We start from the raw sequence: 22,726 nt of genomic DNA, 5'->3' as shown, positions 1-22,726 counted from the left end.
CGCGCCTGGGGTTCGCTTCCGGGGCGTGCTTCCGGGGCGTGCTTCCAGGGTTGTCCACAGCCCTGTGAAGATCGCCCCGGGCGGCGTGCTTCACTTGTTGGGTATTGCCCTCCCGTAGGGACCCCGTAGGGAAAGAGAATCCGTGCCGTGAGCGCCAAGTCGCACGCCACCCTCCGCTACAGCGCGATGCGGGCCAGCATCTTCCTGGCCTGCTTCCTGATCGCTCTGGTGCTCGCGCACGTCGGCGTGCTGCCGGTGACGGCCGGCGCCTCCGGGGTCTTCCTGCTGCTGATCATCGCCGGCCTCGTCTCCGCGCCGATCAGCTTCGTCGTGCTGAGCCGGCAGCGCGACGCGATGTCCCAGCAGATCACCGGCGGCATCGAGCGGCGCAAGACGAACAAGAAGTCCATGAGCGCCCGCATCGCCGCGCAGAACGCCGCCGAGGACGCGCTCGACGACGCGGTCCGCGCCGAGCAGAAGTAGCCCGCTCCGAGCACCGCGGGTGAACCGCCGTCCGACCGGGCGCGACGTCGCCGAACGCGCCGGGGTGTCCCAGGCCACCGTCTCGCTGGTCTTCTCCGGGTCCGGGAGGGGCTCCGGCGCGGCCGCGCACCGCGTCTCCGAGGCCACGCGCGACCGGGTGCTGGCCGCCGCCGCCGAGCTCGGCTACGCCCCCCAGGCCGCCGGACGCCAACTGCGGCTCGGCCGTACCGGGCTGCTGCTGCTCGCGGTGCCCAACATCCTCGGACCCTTCTTCGCCCGCGTGCTCGCGGGCGCGCAGACCGAGGCGGCACAGGTCGGATCCGCCGAGACCGGTGACGGCGGCCTGTCCGTCGTCGTCTCCTCCGGCTGGGACCACGCGGCGCTGGCCCGTGCCGCGCGCGGCGGCCAGTACGACGGCCTGCTGATCTGCTCCCCGGACGACAGCCAGCTGGGCGGCGACCTCCCCGACGACGTCCCCGTCGTCTACCTCGACGCCGACCCGGCCCTCAGCGCCGGGCATCCGCGCCGCCGCACCCAGCAGCTCGACGTCGGCGCGGGCATGGCCGCCGCCGTCGCCCATCTGCGCGAACTCGGCCACGAGCGGCTGGGCCATCTGCGCTCCGTCGAGTCCGCGCACACCTTCCGCGCCCGCCAGGCCGGCTTCGAGGCCGCGGCGGCGGGAGCCCGGGTGGCGGAGGTCGGGGTCTCGGTGAACGGCGGCCTGGAGGCCGCCCGAGCCGCCGCGCGCGTCCTGCTCGCCGACGCGGAGGGCCGCCCCCGCGCCGTCGTCTGCGACGACGACGTGGTCGCGGCCGGCGTCTACCACGTCGCCGCGGAGCTGGGCCTGCGCATCCCGGAGGACCTCTCGGTCGTCGGCATCGACAACATCGTCGCGGCGCCGCTCTTCTCGCCGGCGCTCACCACCGTCGACCTCCCGGGTGAGCGCCTGGGCGCGGCGGGCGTGAGGCTGCTCACCGCGATCGGCGCCCGGGACACCGTCGAACCCGTTCCGGAGCCCGCGCCGCTGCCGACGCACCTCGTCGTGCGGGGGTCCACCGGGCGCTGACCGGTGGCAGACGGGGGATAGGCTGAACGCGTGGATCCCAAGACCAGAACGCGCATCGTCACCGGTGCATTGGTGCTGCTCCTGATCGCCGTGGTGATCGGCGCGGCCTTGCGCTAGCCGTACGGGTGATAACCGTTCGGATCTCCCGCGTTGCCGGGAGTGACGAGCTGGGCGACGTTTGAGCGTGTCCGACCAACCCCCTTTATCAGTTAGGGAAGTCACGCTCATGCGTTTCAATCGCGTCCACTCCGTGATCGCCGGTGCCACGCTCGCCGCCGTCCTGGCGGGCAGCTCGCTCGTGGCGACCGCGGAGGCCGCACCCCAGCCCGTCGGCAGCTCGACCCAGCCCGTGACCCAGCCCGTGACGCAGCCCGGCGCCGTCGTGCCGGCGGCAGACCCCTCCACCGCGCTCACTGTGCTCGGCAACCTCGGTGCCGTGCAGGGCGCCATCAGTCAGCTCACCGCGATGGCCAGCGCCAAGCCGGCGCCCTCCGCCGCCGACGTCCAGGCGGCCGCGGCCAAGGTCACCACCGCCGTCACCAACCTGCAGAAGTCCATCCCCGTGACGAGCGTGCCGGTCACCGGCCGCGAGGTCCAGGGGACCGGGCCCGCGGACGCCGTCGGCGACGCGCTGACCAAGCTCCAGGGCGACGTCACCAACCTGGTGAGCGCGCTGACCTCGCTGGACGTGAGCAAGGTGACGACGGCCCTCACCGCGACCGTCACCGACCTGCTCGCCGTGGTCACCCAGACCGTCGCGAGCCTCGGGCTGAGCCTGCCGGTCGCGCACACCTGATCCCGGGGCGTCCCCGGGCGTGCCCGGGGACGCCGGGAACGCCGAAGGGGCGGGCCGCACGGCCCGCCCCTTCACGCATGCCCAGCGTGTCGTCCCGACTACAGCTGCTCGATCACGTAGTCGACGCAGGCCGTCAGCGCCTCGACGTCGGCCGGGTCGACGGCCGGGAACATCGCGATGCGCAGCTGGTTGCGGCCCAGCTTGCGGTAGGGCTCGGTGTCCACGATGCCGTTGGCGCGCAGCGCCTTGGCGACCGCGGCGGCGTCGATCGCCTCGTCGAAGTCGATCGTGCCGATGACCTGCGAGCGCTCGGCCGGGTTGGCGACGAACGGGGTCGCGTAGGAGGACTTCTCGGCCCAGGTGTACAGGCGCGACGAGGAGTCCGCGGTGCGGCCGGTGGTGAACGCGAGACCGCCGTTGCCGTTCATCCAGTCCAGCTGGTCCGCGAGCAGGAACAGCGTGGAGATGGACGGGGTGTTGTACGTCTGGTCCTTCGACGAGTTGTCGATGGCCGTCGGCAGGTCGAAGAACGGCGGGATGTAGCGGCCGGAGGCCGCGACGCGCGCGGCGCGCTCCAGCGCGGCGGGGGAGAACACCGCGATCCACAGCCCGCCCTCGGAGGCGAAGGACTTCTGCGGCGCGAAGTAGTAGACGTCCGACTCGGTGATGTCCACCGGCAGGCCGCCGGCCCCGGAGGTGGCGTCCACCAGCACCAGCGCGCCCTCGTCGGCGCCCGCGACGCGGCGGATCGGCATGGCCACGCCGGTCGAGGTCTCGTTGTGGGTCAGCGCGTACACGTCGACCCCGGCCTCGGCCTGCGGCAGCGGGTGCGTGCCGGGCTCCGACTTGATCACGGTGGGCTCCGCCAGCCACGGCGCGGCCTTGACGCTGCCGGCGAACTTGGAGGAGAACTCGCCGAAGTTCAGGTGCTGGGACTTGTTCTCGACCAGCCCGAAGGCGGCGATGTCCCAGAAGGCGGTGGATCCGCCGTTGCCGAGGACGACCTCGTAGCCCTCCGGCAGGGAGAAGAGGCTGCTGATGCCCTCGCGCACGCGCTTGACCAGGTTCTTCACCGGGGCCTGGCGGTGGGAGGTGCCGAGCAGAGAGTCACCGGCGGCGGCGAGGGCGCCGAGCGCCTCCGGCCGGACCTTGGACGGACCTGCGCCGAAACGGCCGTCAGCGGGCCTGATGTCAGCGGGGATCTGGATATCAGCCACGAGGGAAGCGTATCGGCTGGCTGCTGCGTGGAGGTGGAGAGTCCGTCGAGTGAGACGGTGCTCGGTGGCACCTCAGGGGCGCAGGGAACTGGGAAGAACAGCTCCGCGCGCCCCTGGACAGGTGCGGCGGTCCGCCGGGCGGATCCGATCGTCAGTGCGAGATGGACTCGTAGCCCTCGATCGTGCTGACACTGCGCGTGCCCGGGCCGATGTAGTGGGCCGAGGGGCGGACCAGGCGGCCGGTGCGCTTCTGCTCCAGGATGTGGGCCGACCAGCCGGCGGTGCGGGCGCAGGTGAACATCGAGGTGAACATGTGCGCCGGGACCTCGGCGAAGTCCAGCACGATGGCGGCCCAGAACTCGACGTTGGTGGCGAGGACGCGGTCGGGGCGACGCGCGTGCAGCTCCTCCAGGGCGGCCTTCTCCAGCGCGGCGGCCACCTCGAAGCGCGGGGCGTCCAGCTCCTGGGCCGTGCGGCGCAGCACGCGGGCGCGCGGGTCCTCGGCGCGGTAGACGCGGTGGCCGAAGCCCATCAGGCGCTCGCCCTTGTCGAGGGCGTTCTTGACGTAGGCGACCGCGTCGCCGCTCCGCTCGATGTCCTCGATCATGCCGAGCACGCGGGACGGAGCGCCGCCGTGCAGCGGGCCGGACATGGCGCCGACGGCGCCGGACAGGGCGGCGGCCACGTCCGCGCCGGTGGAGGCGATGACGCGGGCGGTGAACGTCGAGGCGTTCATGCCGTGCTCGGCCGCGGAGGTCCAGTACGCGTCGACGGCCTTGACGTGCTTCGGGTCCGGCTCGCCGCGCCAGCGGATCATGAAGCGCTCGACGATGGTCTCGGCCTTGTCGATCTCGCTCTGCGGGACCATCGGCAGACCCTGGCCGCGGGCCGACTGGGCCACGTAGGACAGGGCCATGACCGCGGCGCGGGCGAGGTCGTCACGGGCCTGCTCGGCGCTGATGTCGAGCAGCGGACGCAGACCCCACACCGGGGCGAGCATGGCCAGCGCGGACTGGACGTCGACGCGGATGTCCCCGGAGTGGACCGGGATCGGGAACGGCTCGGCCGGGGGCAGGCCCGGGTTGAACTTGCCGTCGACCAGGAGGCCCCAGGTGTTGCCGAAGGAGACGTGCCCGACGAGCTCCTCGATGTCGACACCGCGGTAGCGGAGGGAGCCGCCCTCCTTGTCGGGTTCGGCGATCTCCGTCTCGAACGCAACGACTCCTTCGAGTCCGGGTACGAAGTCGGACATCAGGCGGCTCCTCAGATCTGTTCTGACCGGTCGGTTCTGGCCGGTCGGATCGGCGGAAGGCTTGGTGGTGTGGCCAAGTCGTCTCTGTTTTTGTTGCCGCGCGGTTGCGCGGGTGGCGTTGCGGCGCGCGTGGCACGCGGTGTCAGCCTCTCAGGCACTGGGTGCATCGCGCCAGATCCCACGTCGGTGATGCCCTGCACACGCGTCGTATTCACCTGTTGCTGCCGGCCTCGTCGACGGAGCGCGGCCACGATACTCTCTCGACGTCGAGAGAATCCATGCTCGCCCCGGTGCGTCCCGCGCGCATGACGGTTCGGCCGCCTACTCGTCGGACGATCTTCCCGGTCCGTTCAGCCCAGCTGTCCGGCGCGGCCTGGGATGATGGCGGCGTGCACGCATCGGATGCTCCTCTTGCGCCGGACCACGGGCCCCTCGCGCCGCTCAGCCATGCCGACCCCGCGGACATGCGCCGCCAGTACCGGGCCGAGGGCCTGCTGGAGGCGGAACTCGCCGCGGACCCGGTCCAGCAGTTCACCCGCTGGTTCGTCGACGCGCAGCACGCCGGCGTCGACGAGCCGAACGCGATGATCGTCTCCACGGTGGACGAGGCCGGCCGGCCCAGCATGCGCACCGTGCTGCTCAAGGGCTACGACGAGCGCGGCTTCGTCTTCTACACGAACTACGAGAGCCGCAAGGGCCGCGACATCGCGGACAACCCGCACGTCGCACTGCTCTTCCCGTGGCACCCGATCGCCCGCCAGGTCATCGTCGCCGGCACCGCGACCCGCGTCGGCCGCGACGAGACGGCCGGCTACTTCCGCTCCCGCCCGCACGGCTCCCAGCTCGGCGCCTGGGCCAGCGAGCAGTCCCGTCCGGTCGGCTCGCGGGAGGAGCTGGAGCGTCGCTACGCGGACCTGGTCACCCGGTACCCCGAGGGCGAGGGCGTCCCCGTCCCGCCGTTCTGGGGCGGCTTCCGGGTCGCGCCGACCTCGGTGGAGTTCTGGCAGGGCCGCGAGAACCGCCTCCACGACCGGCTCCGCTACGACGCCGACCCCACCGCCCCGACGGGCTGGCGGGTGGAGCGCCTCTGCCCCTGAACCGGCCGGCCGCCGCACCGGGATGAGGAGACGATGTTCCGTCACATCCCGGACTGGGTCACCATGGGAACCCAGGTTCGACACCGGTCGGGGGTGCGGTGCGGTGGTGTTCGACGGCACGGACGGCGAGGGCCGGGACGGCGGGGACGGTCGGAGCGGCGGGGATGCCCAGGAGGGCGTGAACCGGCCGTACTTCTTCCTGAGCCACGCGCACTCCCCGGGGCTGCGCGGAGGGTCGCGGCGGTTGGGGCGTCCGGCCAAGCTGGTGCGACGGCTCTTCTTCGAGCTGAGCGACCATCTCGGTGAGCTCTGCCCGCCCATCGGCACGGTGCCGGTCGGCATGATGGACGGCTCCATCGAGGTGGGCGAGGACTGGGGCCAGTGGCTGTCCCAGCAACTCGCCCAGTGCCGGGTGCTGGTGGCCCTGCTCTCGCCCGGCTACTTCGCCAGCGAGATGTGCGGCAAGGAGTGGGCCGCCTTCTCCGCCCGCCCCGTGCGGCTGGCCGCCGGAGTGGAGGCGGGCCGGGCCGCTCCGACGGCCATCGTCCCGGTGCGCTGGGTGCCGACCCCGCCGGAGCAGATGCCGCCGCCGGTCCGGCGGCTCCAGTACCAGCACGGGGATTTCCCGGAGAGCTACCGCAGCCAGGGCCTGTACGCGCTGATGGCACGCCCCGCGATGAAGCCGGACCGCCGCGAGACGGTCTACCTGCTGGCCGAGCGGATCAAGGAGGTGGCCGGCCGCACGGTCGTCGAGGAGGGCGAGGCGCCGGACCTGGCGAAGGTGCCCAGCGCCTTCGCGCCGTCCGCGCGGGAGCGGCTGCCCCGGCTCAGGCCGACGGGCGTCCCGCACGACGACCCGGCCGGGAAAGGGGACCGGTGACCGCCGGGGACGGCCCGACGGGCCGCGGCAAGGTCGTGACCTTCTACTCGTACAAGGGCGGCACCGGCCGGACCACCGCGCTGGCCAACGTCGCCTGGATCCTGGCCGCCGACGGCCTGCGGGTGCTGGCCGTCGACTGGGACCTCGAAGCGCCCGGCCTGGAGCGGTACTTCCACCCGTTCCTCGACCCGGTCGAACGCGCCAACCGCACCGGCGTGCTGGACGCGGTCACGGACTTCCGTGCCGCGCTGGACCGGTACCGCTGGTCCGGCACGGAGCTGCGACAGCTGACGCCACGTCACGCCGACGTCTCGGGACGAGTGCTGCGGGTCGACTGGCCGCACTTCCCCGGTCGCGGGCGCCTGGACCTGCTGTGCGCGGGCCAGGAGGGCCCGGCCTACGCGGAGGCCCTCGCCGACCTGGACTGGAACCTCTTCTACAGCCGGGACCACGGCGCGGACTTCCTCCAGGCGCTGCGCGACTCGATGGCGGCGGCCTACGACTACGTGCTGATCGACAGCCGCACCGGTCTCGGCGACGTGGCCGGTGTCTGCACGCTCGAACTCCCGGACACCCTGGTGGTCTGCTTCACCCTCAGCGGTCAGGGCATCGACGGCGCCGCCGGGGTGGCCCACGACGTCGCCCGGGTGCGGGCCGGCCAGGGCCGCCCGGTCCGGGTGCTGCCCGTGCCCACCCGGGTCGACGGCGGCGAGCACGAGCGGTTCGAGGCGGGCCGCGACCTGGCCCGACGCCGCTTCGCGGGCTTTCCCGAGGGCGTCGAGGGAGAGGCGCTGCGGGCGTACTGGAACGCGGCCGCCCTCCCGTACCGCGCCTACTACGCCTTCGAGGAGGTGCTGGCCGTCTTCGGCGACGAGCCGGGCGACCCCCAGTCGCTGCTCGCCGGCTGCGAGCGGCTCACCGCCGCCGTCACCGGCGGCGCGGTGCGCGGCCTGCCGCCGATGCCCCCGGCCCTCCGCGCCGCCTGGCGCGACCGCTACCAGCGCCGACGCACCGCCCCCGCCCCCGTGGCGCTGCTCCACGGCACGGCGGAACGCGCGTGGGCGCAGTGGGCGAAGGAGGTCCTCGAATCGGCCGGCCTCCAGGTCCGAGCCCACGAGTTCGCCGCCCCGCCCAGGCTCACCGCCGCACCGGGTCCGGACCCGCGGCGGCCCTCGCACCCGCCCGTCGCCTCGGGCTCGCTACCGGCCCCCACCGCGAAGCCGGGCCGGAGCCGGGACACCGACCCGGCCCCGAGCCCGGACGCGCACCGGCCCTCGGACCCACCGGACGCTTTGCGTCCGACACCGCCCCTCGACCCGGCGCACGGTCCGGACTCCGCTCCGGGCCGGGACCGGGCCACGGGCTTGGACGTGAAGCCGGCCTCGGACCCGGGACGGGCTCCGGGGCTGTCGTCGGCCCCGGTCCGTGACGCACGGCGGGCGTCGGACCCGACACCAGCCTCCGGCCCACCACCGGCCTCCAGCCCCGCCCTCGACCCGGCCCCGGGCCCGGCCGTTGATTCGGCCCCGGCTCTCGGCTTGGACTCCGCTCCGGGCTGGGACCGCGCCCCGGGCCCTGCACCGGCTCCCGCCCTCGACCCGGCCCCGGCTCTCGGCCAGGACCTCGCTCCAGGGCGGGAGCCGGGCGCGGCGCTGCTGGCCGGGGCGCAGCGGGTGGTGGCCCTGCTGTCGGAGCCGCCCTGGGCGGGCGGCGCGGAGCAGCTGCTGCGCGGACTCGAGGGGCGTACCGGTCCGGACGGACAGCCTCTCCTGCTGCGGGTGCGCTGCGGCGGCGAATCCCGGTCGGGGCGGGAGCTCGACCTGCGGCAGCCGGACGAGCAGTTGGCCGCCCGGATGCTCGTCCGGGCCGTGGATCCCGACCTCGCCGTCGACGAGTCTCCCGTCGCCCGGACCGCGCGCTTTCCCGGGCGGGCGCCTTCGGTGTGGAACGCGCCCGGCCGCAACCCCTTCTTCACCGGACGGGCGGAGGAGCTGGAGCGGACGCACGAGCTGCTGGCGGTGCGCGGTCGCGTCGCGCTGCTCGCGGAACGCCCGGGGGCGGGGGCCACCGAGCTGGCCCGCGAGTTCGCCCACCGGTACCGGGGCGACTACGACCTGGTGTGGTGGATCCCGGCCGCCGACCCCGCCGCCGCGCGCGCCGCCTACCACCTGCTGCTCCCCGCTGGCCGCGAGGGGCTTCCCGCCCGCTCCCTGCTGGTGCTGGACGGGGCCGACGACCCCGAGGCGCTGGACTGGCAGTCCTTCGGCCCGCCAGGGGTCCCGGGGACACCGGCCCACGTCCTGGTGACCACCGCGCTGCCCGTCTGGGGCGAGCACGCCGAGCTGCTCCCCGTGGGCCGACTGGACCGGCCCGCGGCCCGCCGCCTGCTCGGGCGACCGGACGCCGCGCCCGGCAGTGCGGTCGACCGGCTCGCCGCGCGACTCGCCGACCACGCTCCCGCGTTGTTCCTGGCCTCCGCCTACCTGGCCGTGAGCGGAGAGACTCCGCAAACCCTGCTGCTCTCCCTCGACCCCGCCGATCCCGCCGACCCCGTGCAGGCCGTGCTGGCCCGGACCTTGGACCTCCTCGAGGCGCGGTCCCCCGCGGCCCTGCGGGTGCTCCAGCTCTGCGCCTGCCTCGGCGGCGGCACCGTGGCCCGTCGGCTGCTGCGGGACGACCGGCTGCTGCGGGAGCTGGAGGAGCTGCGGCCCGACGTCATGGACTGGGCCAGTTTCGCCATCGTCCAAGGGGAGTTGGAGACCCTGGGGCTGCTCTTCGTGGACGGGGGAGGCGAGTTGTTGCGGATCGACGCCCGAGTCGCCGCGTCCGCGCTGGCCCGGCTGGGGCCGGTCGAGTCCGAGGGCACGGTCCGGCGAGCGCACGCGCTACTGGTCGCGCGTCGGCTGCGGATCGGCGCGGACGTCGACGAGGAGCGCAACTGGCGACGCCTGGAGGAGGTCTGGCGACACCTGCTGCCGTCGGGAGCCGACGCCGCCGACGAGCCGGAGGTGCGCGACCTGTTCGTCGACTTCGTCCGCTACCTGTGGTGCCGTGGGCGTCCCGTCGAGGCGGAACAGCTGGCCGAGGTCCTGGACGCGCGCTGGAGCGCCCGGCTGCCCGAGCATGACTGGCGGCGGCTGCGGCTACGGGCCGAGTGGGCCAACTCCCTCCGCTCCCAGGGACGCCACCTGGAGGCGCACCGCCTGGACGAGGCCACCATGGCCGCACAGCGGCAGCTGTTCGGGGCCGAGCACGTGCACACGCTGATCACCGCTGGGGGCTACGGGGGCGACCTGCGGGCGCTGGGGCGCTACCAGGAGGCGCTGGAGGTCGACCGCCGCACCTTGGCGGCGATGACCGCCCGCCTTGGGCGGACCCACATGCGCACCCAGCGGATGATCAACAACCTGGGGCTCGACCACCACCTGGTCGGCGACTACGCCGAGGCGCTCGAACTGCACGAGGAGGCCCTGCGGATCCGCCTCGTCGCCCCCGGGCCCGCGCATCCCGCCACCCTCGACTCCGCGGCGGCGGTGGCGAGGGCCGTAAGGGAGTTGGGGCGTCCGGGCGAGGCGCTGGAGCGCCTCCAGCGGGTCTGGTCGGCCGTCTCGGCTGCGCCCGACCTGCCCTCCCGTTTCCGCGTGGGACGGGAACTGGCCGCCGCCCTGCGCGGGTGCGGCCGGCACCGGGAGGCGTTGGAGCTGGCCGCCGAGGTCCACGCGGCGGCGGTGCGCCGGGGCGGCGAGGGGAGCCCTGCCGCCCAGGCGTGCCTCCTGGAGCTGGCGGCCGGCTGGCATGTCACCGGGGCGCGTGAGCGAGCGGTTCCGGCCGCGGCGCGGGTGCGCGCGTGGACGGCCGAGCGGACCGGGGCGGACCATCCCGAGGCGCTGTGCTGCGCCCACAACCACGCCGTGTTCGTCGCGGGGGACGGCAGGGACCGGGGCCACGCGGCCGAAGCCCTCGCGCTTCTCTCGCCCGTGGTGCGGGCGCTGGAGCTGCGCCTGGGGCCGACGCACCCGCTGACGCTCTCGGCCCGCGGCAACCGGGTCGGACTACTGGCGGTCGTCGGTGAGACGACGTCAGCACTCAGTGAGGGCAGGGGCGTTCTGGGTGACGCGAACGCGCGGCAGGGCGTGGACCACCCGCTCTCCCTGCTGCTGGCGGCGAATCTGGGGAACGTCGGGCAGCGGGCGGGGCGTCCGCTGGAGAGCGAGGGGCTGCGGATCGAGGCGCTGCCGCGACTGTCGCGGCTGCTGGGGCGGGACCATCCGGACCTGTCGACGCTCCGTCAGGGACGGTGGGTCGGTATGCTTCTGGACATTCCGGTGTGGTGAGGGGGCGTCTCAGGATGGGCCCGGAGTACCCGCGCGGCGCGCGCTACTAACCCGTTCGATGGAAAATTTTCGTAACGATTCGACGTCGCCGCGATGTCATGAGCCTCTGAGCTGCATATTCCCAGACCAGCGACTCAAAGGGGAGTCGGGCCGGGCTCAGGAGTGCCGGGCGTGGAGGGCTTGGTGGGTGTAACTTTTACCGTGTCTCCATAGGTGATGGTTTGCGCGCGCGAATTTCGTAGTCAGAGATCTTGAACGCAGGCCACGGGTACCGCGGGCCAGGACGCGAGCAGGACCCGAGAGTGACGAGAGTCGCGGGAGTCACGCGCGGAAGCCTGAGCCCCCCACCTCACATCTCCTTCGAGGGGTACCGTGAACACTGAGCGCGCTACCACGCAGTCCGACACTGCCGCGCCCGAGGCCTCTGCCGAATCGGTTCGGCCACTGCAGCTCTCCCGTCGCGACGCCGTCGCCCACAGCCATCTGATCAACCGTGCGCTGCCGGACTCCGGCATCGCCAAGCTGGACGTCGCTGCTTTCACGTCGTCCATCTGACGGAGGCTCTGGCTCTTCCTCAGCACCGTCACCCCTGCCATGGACACCGTCGACACGGATGCCTCTTTCAGTCAGTTCGTGCTGAAGATGCACAGCAGGTGCGATCTCGCCTGCGATCACTGCTACGTCTACGAGCACGCGGACACCAGCTGGGAGCGTCGCCCCATGACGCCCTCGGACGAGGTGCTCCGGGCCACGGCGCAGCGGATCGCGGAGCACGCCCGGCGCCACCGTCTCCCGGTCGTCCATGTGGTCCTCCATGGGGGAGAGCCTCTGCTCGCGGGGCACGACCGCCTCGCTTTCGCGGCCGAGCAGTTGACCGCCGCGCTCGCCGGGGTCTGCCGGCTCGATCTGCGGATCCACACCAACGGCGTCACGCTGGGCGAACGCCACCTCGAACTCTTCGACCGCTACGACGTCAAGGTCGGCATCTCCCTCGACGGCGACCGGGCGGCCAACGATCTGCACCGCCGCTACCGGAACGGCCGCAGCAGCCACGCCAAGGTCCTCCGCGCCGTGCGTCTGCTCAACACGCCGCGCTACCGCCACCTGTACGCCGGGCTGCTCTGCACGATCGACGTCCGCAACGACCCGACGGCGGTCTACGAGGCGCTGCTTGAGCTCGATCCGCCACGGATCGACTTCCTGCTGCCGCACGCCACCTGGGCCGAGCCGCCCCTGCGGCCCCCGGGTACGGGGCCCACGCCCTACGCCGAATGGCTGATGACGATCCTGACCCGCTGGGACGCCCAGGGGCGTCCGGTGCCGGTCCGCTTCTTCGACTCCGTGCTGCGCACGCTGGCGGGCGAAGACAGCCTGACCGAGTCCCTCGGGCTGGCCCCCGCGGACCTCCTGGTCATCGAGACCGACGGCACCCTGGAACAGGCCGACTCGCTGAAGACCGCGTACGACGGCGCCCCGGAGACCGGCTTCGACGTCCTGCGCGACCCCGTGGACGCGGCCGCCCGCCATCCCGCGCTGCTGGGGCGCCAGCTCGGCCTGGCCGGGCTCTGCGCGCAGTGCCGGGCCTGCCCCGTCGTGGACTCCTGCGGCGGCGGCCTCTATGCGCACCGATACCGCGCCGAGCCGGATCCGAGTCGCGCGTTCGACCATCCCAGCGTGTTCTGCGAAGACCTGTACGCGTTCATCACCCGGACCAAGGAGCAACTCGGCGTGGCCGACCAGCACGACGCGGCGCAGGCCCTGCTGCCCTCACCCCTCTTCGACGAGCTCGGCACGGGCCACGGCGGCGCGGAGGCGGTTTCGGCGCTGCGCGGCGCCCAGGTCCAGCTGGGGCGCGAGCTCCTGGACGAACTCGCCGCCAGGGCCGAGCAGCTGGCTCCGGGCGCCGGCGGGAGCCGGGCCCTGTGGCCGCTCTTCGCCCGCCTGGACGCGGAGGCGCCCGCGGCGCTCGACGCGGTGCTGAGCCACCCCTACCTGCGCCCCTGGGCCCTCGCGGCGCTCACGGCGGGTTCGTCGGTGGGCGCCGAGGAGATCCTCGGCGGGCTGGCCGAGTCGGCCGCCGCCGCCGCCGTCCTGGCCGGCCTGACCGCGCAGGTCGCCGTGCCGCTGCGCGACGGCGCGCTGCTGCTCCCCACGGTCGGCCGCCTCGACCTCGCCGGCGCCGGTCACGCGCACGACCCCGCCGCGGTCTCGGCCGCCACGGTCTCCACCGCCACGGTCACCACCGACGCGGACGGGTTCACGGCCACGGCCGGCGCCGGATCCGTCCGGGTGCCCCGCGCCCGGGAGGGGCAGCCCGAAGCCTGGCAGCCGCTCCGCGTGTGGACCGGGGACGGGTGGTCGGTGGCCCTGGAGGACCTCGACCCGCGGCGGTCCGGCCACAACTGGACACCGGGCGGACGCCTGTCCGAGGCGGAGGCGGCGCTCTGGCGTGAGCGCCTGACCGGGGCGTGGGCGTGGATCCGCGCCCGCCTGCCGCAGTACGCCGACGGTCTGCGGGCGGGCCTGGGCACGGTCACGCCCCTGCGTCGGGGAGAGGCCGGCATCGCCGTCAGCGGCGCGGCCCGCGACGCCTTCGGCAACGTCGGCGTCGCACTCCCGGACACCGACGAGTACCTGGCGCTGTTGCTGGTGCACGAGTTCCAGCACGTCAAGCTCGGGGCGATCTTCGACGTGGACGACCTCTTCGACCGGCGCGACACCCGGACGTACTGCGCGCCGTGGCGGCCCGACCCGCGACCCTTCGAGGGGCTCTTCCAGGGCACGTACGCCCACATCGCCGTGGTCGAGTACTGGGGTGCCAGGACGTCGGAGCTGGTCGAGACCGGGGCCGGGGCCGAGGCCGTGGCGCACGCCCGCGGCGAGTACGAGCGCTGGCTGCGCCACACCTTCGACGCCGTGCTGACCTTGGCCGGATCCGGCAGTCTGACGGCGCAGGGGGAGCGCTTCGTGGCCGCCATGCACGCTACGCTGGCGCCCCGTGTGTCCGAGCTGGAGGCCGGGGCGGAGCTCGTCGAGGCCGGGGCAGTCGCGTCTTCCGTAAGGGGCTGATCATGCCTCAGCAAACGGGTGTCACGTCCGGGGAGCGCGAGCCGGACGAGCTGCGGGCCGCCTTCTCCGCCGACCTGGACGCTCTCGGACTGCCTCGGGACGCCGTGGTCCTGGTCCAGGCGGCGTACTCCCGCGTCGCCCGCGGGCCCCGCGACGGGGGCGGCCCGGACGCGCTGATCGACGCGCTGCTCGACCGGATCGGCCCGTGGGGCACGCTCGTCGCCTACGCCGCCACGCCCGAGAACTCCCGCACCACCCCGGACTACGTCCGGGCCACGGCGCGGATGACGGAGGCGGAGCGTGAGGCGTACGACGCCGCGCTGCCCGCCTTCGACCGCCACACCACCCGCGTCTCCCCGGCCGTCGGCATCGTGTCGGAGCGGCTGCGCCGCAGGCCCGGCGCCCGTCGCAGCGGCCACCCGCAGACGTCGTTCGCCGCGCTGGGGCAGGACGCCGAGGGCATCACCGCGGAGCACGGGGACGAGCACCTCGGCCTCGGCTCGCCCCTGGGCAAGCTCTACGACCGCGACGCGTTCGGGCTGCTGATCGGCGTCTCCTGGTCCCGGTTCACGCCCTTCCACCTGGCGGACTACAAGGCGCCCACCCTTCCGGTGAAGACCTATCACGCCAAGGTCGCCGTACCGGGCGCCCCGGAGGGCGAGTGGATCGCCTTTCGCGATCTGGACCTGCACGAAGGTCATTTCGAGGAGCTGGGCAAGTACGTCGAGGTCGAACTGGAGGCCCGCCGGCAGATCCGCCGCGGCAGGGTCGGCGACGCCGAGGCCACGCTGGTCCCGATCCGGCCCGCCGTCGACGTCGCCCTGGCCGTGCTGCGGGCGGGTTGGGTCACCAGTCGGCCGTGGCGCGAGTCGGCCATTGCGGAGACGGTGTTGACGGACCATCAATAGGGGCGGTTCCATCGTCCTACAGAACGGGCAACATCGTTCGGGGGTGCGAGGGTGACCGACCAAGAGGGCTGGGACGAGGACATACCTCGCCCCATCTTCTTTCTGAGTTACGCGCATTCCCCGCGAGGCGCCGGACGGCCCCGCAGCGTTTCGAACCTCTGGGAAGCCCGCTTATTCCGGGACCTGTGCGAGGCCGTGACGGACCTGTCCGGTTGGGACGCCAACGAACCGCCCGGTTTCATGGACTCCGGCCTGAACGTGGGCGAGGGCTGGTCCGAGCGGATCAGCGAGGCGCTCGCCCACTGCCGGGTCTTCGTGCCGCTCTACTCCGTGCACTACTTCAAGAGCCAGGCGTGCGGCCAGGAATGGGCCGCCTTCGCCTCCCGCGACGTGCTGTCGGTGACGCCGGGCGGCGGGCTGCCCTCCGCGATCGTGCCGGTGCAGTGGGTCCGGGTGCAGGAGGAGCGGCTGCCACCGGTCGCCAAGGCGCTGCAGTTCGACCACCAGGCGTTCGGCGAGGGCTACCGGACCGAGGGGATGCAGCCGCTGCTCAAGGTGAGCAAGTTCCAGTCCGACTACCAACTGGCCGTCTACCGGTTGGCCCAGCGCATCGTCGACGTGTCCGAGCGGATGCGCGTGCGCATCGGCGCCCGCCGGGACTTCCAGGACTTCGACTCGGCCTTCCCGGCCCCCGAACGCCGACGCACGCTGCGGATCTCGGTGGCCGCCTGCGACGTCGAGCACCTGCCGGACGGCCGTTCCGGCTCCAGCTACGGCACGGGGGCCCACGAGTGGCGGCCCTTCGGCGGCGGGAGCGAGGAGTCGATCGCCCGGCGCGCCGCGTCCGTGGCGCGTGAGTGGGAGTTCCACGCCAGCATCGAGCCGTTCTCCGAGGAGGCCGCCCGGGTACTGGCCGGGGAACGGCCGAGCGCCCCCGGCCTGCTGCTGCTGGACCGGTGGACCCTGCTCGACGCCCAGCACCGCGAGGTCCTGCGGCAGATGGACGCCTGCAACCCCACCTGGGTCGGGCTGATGGAGCCCTGGGACCCGCACGACCCGGAGAACGCCTCGCGCCACGAGGAGCTGCGCGCGCTGTCCGAGCGCACCCTGGTCAACCTGCGCGCCCAGCGCCTGCAACGGGCCCGGCTGCGCGGCGTCGACGTGGTGTCCAGCCTCACCGAGTTCGAGTCGATGCTGCCGCACGTCGCGCTCAGCGCCATGCACGCCTTCGAGGAGCTGGAGGGGCCGGACGGGCCGACCGCCCTGGCGGAGGCGAACGGGTCGCCGTCGCGACCGAATCTGCGAGACGAGCACATCAAGCGCGGGAACGGCCGGCAAGGCGGCTCCCCGCCGGGCGCGCCGAGCACGCCGAGCACGCACAACGCACCGAGCGCGTCCGATCACGCCGCAGCCGACGAGGGGCCGTCAACCGGTTCTGGGGGAGGGAATCCATGAGCGTGACTCAGCCCGAGAGCGACGGGGCCGAGCCGGTGCTGCCGCTCCGCGACCAACGTGACGGACGGATCGTCACCTTCTACTCCTACAAGGGCGGCACCGGTCGCACCATGGCCCTGGCCAACATGGCCTGGATCCTGGCGGCCAACGGATACCGGGTCCTCGCCGTCGACTGGGACCTGGAGGCGCCGGGCCTGCATCGCTTCTTCGCGCCCTTCCTCGAACAGGCGGCGCTCGACGCCTCCACCGGCGTCATCGACCTGATCTACGACTACTGCGACGCCCCGCTGGAGAGCGAGGAGTTCGATCCGACGGCGATGCGCCAGTGGGCCCGGGTCCTCCCGCACGTGCTCTCGCTCAACTGGACCGGCTTCCCCGGCGAGGGCTGCCTGGACTTCCTGCCCGCAGGCCAGGCGCACAGCGACTACGGCGCGATGGTCGCGAACATCAACTGGGACGAGTTCTACGCCCGGCGGCACGGCGCGGAGTTCTTCAAGGCGCTGCGCGCCGACATGAGCCGCCAGTACGACTACATCCTGCTCGACAGCCGCACCGGCCTCTCCGACATCCAGGAGATCTGCACCGTCGAGCTGCCGGACGACCTGGTCATCTGCTTCACCCTCAGCAACCAGAGCATCGAGGGCGCCTCCGAGATCGCCCGCAAGATCACCGAGCGGCACTACAACCGCGGCATCCGGATCCTGCCGGTGCCGATGCGCATCGACGACGGCGAGAAGGGCAAGGCCGACGCCGGCCGGGCGCTGGCCCGCAAGCGCTTCAGCGGACTGCCGCAGGGGCTCTCCGAGAGCGGGCGGGAACGCCACTGGGACTCCGTCGAGATCCCCTACCTGCCCTACTACGCCTACGAGGAGATCCTCGCGCCCTTCGGCGACAAGCCGGGCTCGCCGCTGTCCATGCTCTCGGCCGTCGAGCGGCTCGTCGCCTCGGTCACCAAGGACCGGGTGATCGGCCTGCCGCCGATGGACGAGGACGTCCGACTGCACTACGTGGACCTGTTCACCCGGCCGCGCCCCACCGCGCGCGAGGACATCATCGTGTCCTACGCCTCCGAGGACCGGATGTGGGCGGAGTGGATCGAGTGGGTGCTGACCAGGGCCGGGCTGCGGGTCGTCCCGCGCGAGCTGGGCTCGCTGCCGCGGGTCGACTCCGACCGGGTCCGCGAGGCGGTGACCCGCACCCTGGCCGTCTGGAGCCAGGCGTACGCCAAGGCCGTCCAGTCGCGCCAGGCCCGCGACCTGCTGGTCGGCGAACGCACTCCGGACCAGCCGGAGTTGATCACCGTGCGGGTCGGCGACGTGCGCTCCGCCTCCAACTTCGGCGGCAACTCCGTCGAGCTGGTGCGCCTGGAGGAGGACGCCGCGCGGGCGGTGCTGCTGCGGGCCGTCGGCCTCCCCGAGACGCTGCTGATGGACTCCCTCCCCGGCGAGGGGCCGCGCTTCCCCGGACGCCGTCCGGCGATCTGGAACCTGCGACTGCGCAACCCGTCCTTCACCGGCCGCGCCGCCGTGCTCGACCGCCTGCGTGACCAACTGCGCGGCCAGCAGCGGGACCGGCGCTCCACGGTGGTGCTGCCGACCCCGCAGACCCTCTACGGCCTCGGCGGCGTCGGCAAGACCCAGGTCGCCCTGGAGTACGCCTACCGCTTCATGGCCGACTACGACCTGGTGTGGTGGATCGAGTCGGAGGAGCCCGAGCAGGTCGCCACCTCGCTCTCCGAGCTCGGCCGCCGCCTGGACCTGCGCATGGGCGAGAACGCGAACGAGAACGCCGACCTGGTCAAGGAGACGCTGCGGCTCGGCATGCACCCCAAGGCCAAGCGCTGGCTGCTGATCTTCGACAACGCCGACGACCCGGCGCAGATCGTCCGGTTCCTGCCGGGCGGCTCCGGCGACGTCCTGGTCACCTCCCGGAACCAGGCGTGGACCAGCCATGCCGAGGCCCTGGAGGTCGACGTCTTCCGTCGGGAGGAGTCCATCGAGCACCTGTGCCGCCGCGCGCAGGCCCTGTCGCAGCAGGAGGCGGCGCTGGTCGCCGAGGCGGTGGGCGACCTGCCGCTGGCGGTCGAGATAGCCGCGGCCTGGCTGGAGACCACCGGCGTCCCGGTCGCGGAGTACGTCGAGGAGCTGCAGAGCCAGCCGGACAAGGCGCTCGGCGGCGCGACCCCCGACGACTACCCGGACAGCTTCGGCCGCGCCTGGAAGGTCTCCATCGAGCGCCTCGGCCAGCAGATGCCGGCGGCCGTCCGGCTGCTCCAGCTGTGCGCGTTCCTGTCACCCGACTCGATCGCCATCAGCATCTTCTACAGCGACCAGATGATGAACGCGCTGCTGCCCTTCGACGACGAGCTGCGCGACAAGAACATGATGGGCCGCGTCATCCGCGCCATCGGCCGGTACGCGCTGGCCAAGGTCGACAACAGCAGCCGCACCTTCCAGGTCCACCGCATGGTGCAGGCCGTCATCCGGTCCGGGCTCAGCGCCGACGAGCAGGAGGAGCTGGTCCACGAGGTCCACCGCGTCCTCGTCGGCGCCCGCCCGGACATCGGCGACACCGACGACCCGGAGAACTGGCCGCGCTTCGAGCTGATCTGGCCGCACCTCGGCCCGTCCAGCGCGGAGACCTGCGACGAGGCCGACACCCGGCAGCTGCTCATCGACCGCGTCCGCTACCTGTGGAAGCGCGGCGACCTGGACCGTGCCGAGGACCTCGGTCGACGGCTCAACGTCGCCTGGACCGAGAAGCTCGGAGAGGACGACCGGCAGACGCTGCAACTGCGCTTCCAGCTCGCGAGCGTGCTGCGCAGCAAGGGCCTCGCCCAGGAGTGCCTGGACCTCGACGAGGACACCCTGGAGCGCCAGAGCCGGGTGCTGCGCCCCGACCACCCGCTCACGCTTCAGACCGCCGGCAACCTCGCCGCCGACCTGCGCGTGCTCGGACGCTTCACCGAGGCGCTCAAGCGCGACCAGGAGACCTACCTGAAGATGAAGGAGGAGCTGGGCGAGGAGGACCCGCGCACCCTCAATATCGCCAACAACCTCGCCATCGACTACCGGTTCAACGGCGACTACGAGTCGGCCCGGATACTCGACGAGGAGGTCTACAACCTCCGCGGCGCGGTGCTCGGCGCCACGCACCCGTACACCCTCACCTCCAAGGCCAACCTCGCCGACGACGAGCGCGCCCTCGGCAACTACGCGCGCTCGATCAGCCTGCTCAGTGAGTTCCGCGACGAGTACTCCGTCCCGGTCCCCGACCTCGCCTCGCTGCGCTACGCCAAGTCCCTCGCGGTCTCGCTGCGCCGGGTCGGTCAGCAGAACGAGGCGCGGCGGCTGACGATCGAGACCTACAACCGCTACCTGGAGCGCTACGACGCCAAGGTCCCGGACGCGCTGTCCTGCGCGCTCAACCTCGCCGCGGAGTACTCCGCGGCCGGCGACAAGGAGCGGGCCAGGGACCTGGCGATGGAGGTCCTGGACACCTACCGCGAGAGCGTCGGCGCGGACCATCCGTTCACCCTGATCTGCTCCAACAACATGACGATCTACCAGCGCGACATCGGCCAGCCGACGGAGCTGCGCGAGGCGGTCGCGCTCGGCGAGCGCACGTTGGAGGCGCTGCGGCACACGGTCGGCGAGGCGCACCCCTACACCCACTGCGCGATGCTGAACCTCGCCAACACCTACGGCGACACCAACGACCTCACCCGGGCGGAGGCGCTGGGGCGCGCCGCGCTGGAGGGCATGACCGCCCGCTTCGGCGGCTCCCACCCGGACACCCTGGTCTGCCAGAGCAACCTCGCGATCACCCTCCGCGGCCTCGGCCGCGAGGCCGAGGCCCAGGAACTGCGCCGCCGCACCATCGACCATCTCATCGCGGTCCTGGGCGAGAACCACCAGACCGTCCACGACGCCCGCGCCTGGCGCCGCATGGGCCGCGACCTCGAACTCCTCCCAGCCTGACCCCACCGCTCCATGCGGCGCGACACCCACCCCTGGCCCCGAACTGCGGTCGCGCAGGCGGGGCTGGGCCGTCAGGCGGTCGTGCGGTGGGTTCGCGGCGGGGTGGTTGCCGTCCTCGGCCGGCCCTCGCCTTTGCCGCGCCGCCCGCCCCTGCCCCGGCCGCGCGGTGGTGGGCGAGGGTCTGCCTCCGGGGCTGGGGCGCGCGCGGGCGGAGAGGGCCCCGGTGGGGCGCTCTCGCGGATGCGTCGGTGGGCCCGGCGGGGGCGTCAGGCCGCGTTCAGGGCGACGCGGCAGAGGATGTCGGGGAGGAGCCGCCAGGCGGCGAAGTGGGCGGCGCCCGGTTCGACCATCATGTGGGCGCCCGGGATGTGCGCGGCCAGCCATCTGGTGTGTTCGACGGGGGAGAAGACGTCGTCCTCGCCGTGCCACAGGTCGACGCGCCCCTTGATCTCGGCCGGGTCGAAGCCCCATGGCCGGACGAAGGCCAGTACGTCGTCGTTCCAGCCGTCGTCGCCCACGCGGACCGCCTCCGCGTAGTTGCGGGCGAGGCTGCTGCGGATGCCGGGGTCGCGGATCACGTTCAGGTCCGCCGGGGGCAGCTCGCTGCGCAGGGCCTGGATCAGCGTGCGCGGCTGCTCGCGGATGCCGTCGATGCGCGCCGCGAGGAGCGGACGCAGACGCTGGGGCCCGGCCTCGGCGGCCCGGTACGCCTCGATGTTGGAGTCCGTCATGCCCTGGTACCAGTCGAGGCCCTCCGCGTCCCGCGGCGCGAGGCTGACCATGACGGCGGTGCGGGTCACCCGCTCCGGCAGCAGCGCCGCGCACGCGAGCGCGTGCGGGCCGCCGCCGGAGCGGCCGACGACGCCGAAGGCGTCGAGGCGGAGGTGGTCGGCGACCGCGGCCACGTCGTCCGCGGCGTCGCGGACGCGGCGTCCCGGGAGGCGGTCGGACTGGCCGTAGCCGGGGCGGTCGAAGGTGATGACCCGGACGTTGAGCCGGTCCAGCTGGCGTTCGACCGGCAGCTGACCGAGCCTGCTGCCGGGCGTGCCGTGGATCAGGAACACCGGGTCCTGGTGGGATCTGCCCCAGATCACCGCGGCGAGCGTGCGGCCGTCCGGTGTCTTGACCTCGATGTCCCTCACGTCGCTCCTCTACGTCGTCCCCGTGTCGGTGCGGTGGTGCCGTCACGTCACGCCGCGCGGCTCAGATCCGGCGGTCGCTCCGGGCGCGCCAGACCGCCTGTTCCTTGGCGAGCGTGGACTCCGCCTCGCGGGCGAGGCGGGACCAGAGCTCCTCCGCGCCCGGTTCGGCCGGATTGAGCCTGGCCAGGCGGTTCTCGATCTGCTCCAGCTCCCTGGCGGCGACCCGGTAGGCCGCGGCCAGCGGGCGGAACTGCTTGAGCTGGGTCCACGCGGTGATCGCGGCGCCGACGGTGGCGAAGGTCCCGAGCGCGTGGACGTGGAGCGCCCCGGAGATCTGCAGCAGGGCGAGGGCCAGGCCGAAGCAGATGGCCGCCAGGGTCGCCATCGACCAGACCGTGCTCTTGTTGTCGTACGCGTCGGCCTTGCCCACGTACCAGACACGCTGGGAGCGGACCCGCTCGCGCAGGTAGACCTCGCGTCGGACGGCGAGGCCCTGGCCGCGCAGATGCGTCATCTCGGCGGTGATCGAGGGCTGCGCCTCGGGGCCGATGGCGCCGAGCCCGCGGTAGATCTCGAAGATCTCGCTCATCTCGTCGAGGAACTGCTCGTCCGCGTACGGCGAGTGGGCCTCGCCGTCGAACGGGCGGGACCGGATCGAGTAGCGCCAGACCAGGCCTTTGATGGACTCGGCTGCCGCCCGGCTCTCGAACCAGAGCGTCTGCGGGTGCTTGGCGCGCAGCCGGCTCCAGTAGTAGAACGCGGCCAGGAACGCGGCCAGCGACAGCGCCGGGGATATGTCCAGGCCGCCCGCGTGCCAGTCGGCGATGCCGAGCGCCGACGCCGCGAACAGGGCGAGGATCTGCCCGCCGTACCAACGAGTCGCCCGTTGCTGTTCGTTGACCGCGACCTGATCGATGGTGGGGTACGGCTCGGGGACGAGTCCGTCCTCGCGGAAGTCCCGAGCAGAGTTCAAGACCATGGCCGACTGCCCCCTCGCGCTCGCTGGCCGCCCTGAATAAGTGTCAACCTGCCCAGCGTCCGTGCACA

At 73.0% G+C, this 22,726-nt stretch carries 15 protein-coding genes; 11 read left to right on the top strand and 4 right to left on the bottom strand.

The genetic code is table 11. The annotated features are described in order from the left end of the window. The first annotated feature begins 147 nt into the window (after positions 1–147). From TR50_RS01820 to TR50_RS01810, 3 genes are all read left to right on the top strand, one after another. On the top strand, positions 148–483 hold the full coding sequence (locus TR50_RS01820) for a DUF4229 domain-containing protein (RefSeq protein WP_052440566.1): 336 nt from the start codon (positions 148–150) through the stop codon (positions 481–483). A gap of 19 nt (positions 484–502) precedes the next feature. Next, positions 503–1,549 (top strand): LacI family DNA-binding transcriptional regulator, encoded by a 1,047-nt coding sequence (locus TR50_RS01815; RefSeq protein ID WP_042412869.1) that lies wholly within the window; start codon positions 503–505, stop codon positions 1,547–1,549. Positions 1,550–1,775: 226 nt separating this feature from the next. Then, on the top strand, positions 1,776–2,345 hold the full coding sequence (locus TR50_RS01810; protein WP_042412867.1) for a hypothetical protein: 570 nt from the start codon (positions 1,776–1,778) through the stop codon (positions 2,343–2,345). A gap of 98 nt (positions 2,346–2,443) precedes the next feature. Here TR50_RS01810 and serC read toward each other — a convergent pair whose 3' ends face one another. Next, positions 2,444–3,562 (bottom strand): phosphoserine transaminase, encoded by a 1,119-nt coding sequence (serC, locus tag TR50_RS01805; RefSeq protein ID WP_042412865.1) that lies wholly within the window; start codon positions 3,560–3,562, stop codon positions 2,444–2,446. A 151-nt stretch (positions 3,563–3,713) separates the two neighbouring features. Continuing rightward, the gene (locus TR50_RS01800; RefSeq protein ID WP_042412862.1) at positions 3,714–4,814 is read right to left on the bottom strand and encodes a citrate synthase 2; all 1,101 of its coding nucleotides are present in this window, start codon (positions 4,812–4,814) and stop codon (positions 3,714–3,716) included. A gap of 464 nt (positions 4,815–5,278) precedes the next feature. Between TR50_RS01800 and pdxH the strand changes: the two genes are divergently transcribed. From pdxH to fxsT (TR50_RS01755), 8 genes are all read left to right on the top strand, one after another. Continuing rightward, positions 5,279–5,911, top strand: a complete 633-nt coding sequence (pdxH, locus tag TR50_RS01795; RefSeq protein WP_042412859.1) for a pyridoxamine 5'-phosphate oxidase — start codon at positions 5,279–5,281, stop codon at positions 5,909–5,911. A gap of 106 nt (positions 5,912–6,017) precedes the next feature. Next, on the top strand, positions 6,018–6,791 hold the full coding sequence (locus TR50_RS01790) for a TIR-like protein FxsC (RefSeq protein WP_160311065.1): 774 nt from the start codon (positions 6,018–6,020) through the stop codon (positions 6,789–6,791). Further along, positions 6,788–11,125 carry an FxSxx-COOH system tetratricopeptide repeat protein gene (gene fxsT, locus TR50_RS01780; RefSeq protein ID WP_052440562.1) on the top strand — a complete coding sequence of 1,446 codons (4,338 nt, stop codon included), beginning with the start codon at positions 6,788–6,790 and terminating at the stop codon, positions 11,123–11,125. Before TR50_RS01790 ends, fxsT (TR50_RS01780) begins: the two co-directional genes overlap by 4 nt. Positions 11,126–11,497: 372 nt before the next feature. After that, on the top strand, positions 11,498–11,680 hold the full coding sequence (gene sjiA / locus TR50_RS01775) for an FXSXX-COOH family cyclophane-modified RiPP peptide SjiA (RefSeq protein ID WP_042412847.1): 183 nt from the start codon (positions 11,498–11,500) through the stop codon (positions 11,678–11,680). Between the two features lie 39 nt (positions 11,681–11,719). After that, on the top strand, positions 11,720–14,194 hold the full coding sequence (locus TR50_RS01770) for an FxsB family cyclophane-forming radical SAM/SPASM peptide maturase (protein WP_042412844.1): 2,475 nt from the start codon (positions 11,720–11,722) through the stop codon (positions 14,192–14,194). 2 nt (positions 14,195–14,196) lie between these two features. Continuing rightward, positions 14,197–15,102: an AAC(3) family N-acetyltransferase gene (locus TR50_RS01765; protein WP_042412842.1), complete on the top strand. Its 906-nt coding sequence runs from the start codon at positions 14,197–14,199 to the stop codon at positions 15,100–15,102. A gap of 51 nt (positions 15,103–15,153) precedes the next feature. After that, positions 15,154–16,557: a TIR-like protein FxsC gene (locus TR50_RS01760; protein ID WP_236654192.1), complete on the top strand. Its 1,404-nt coding sequence runs from the start codon at positions 15,154–15,156 to the stop codon at positions 16,555–16,557. Beyond that, on the top strand, positions 16,554–20,537 hold the full coding sequence (gene fxsT, locus TR50_RS01755) for an FxSxx-COOH system tetratricopeptide repeat protein (protein ID WP_042412840.1): 3,984 nt from the start codon (positions 16,554–16,556) through the stop codon (positions 20,535–20,537). The genes TR50_RS01760 and fxsT (TR50_RS01755) overlap by 4 nt, the downstream gene beginning before the upstream one ends. A 266-nt stretch (positions 20,538–20,803) precedes the next feature. Here fxsT (TR50_RS01755) and TR50_RS01750 read toward each other — a convergent pair whose 3' ends face one another. Together TR50_RS01750 and TR50_RS01745 are read right to left on the bottom strand one after the other, a co-directional pair. Next, positions 20,804–21,679: an alpha/beta fold hydrolase gene (locus TR50_RS01750; protein ID WP_174514786.1), complete on the bottom strand. Its 876-nt coding sequence runs from the start codon at positions 21,677–21,679 to the stop codon at positions 20,804–20,806. Between the two features lie 61 nt (positions 21,680–21,740). Beyond that, positions 21,741–22,658 (bottom strand): DUF4231 domain-containing protein, encoded by a 918-nt coding sequence (locus TR50_RS01745; RefSeq protein ID WP_042412839.1) that lies wholly within the window; start codon positions 22,656–22,658, stop codon positions 21,741–21,743. Between the last annotated feature and the right edge of the window lie 68 nt (positions 22,659–22,726).

It is taken from the genome of Streptacidiphilus anmyonensis (assembly GCF_000787855.1).
GTDB lineage: Bacteria > Actinomycetota > Actinomycetes > Streptomycetales > Streptomycetaceae > Streptacidiphilus > Streptacidiphilus anmyonensis.
The sequence above is the reverse complement of the archived record's forward strand: the minus strand, read 5'-3'. Positions and strand labels throughout refer to the sequence as shown.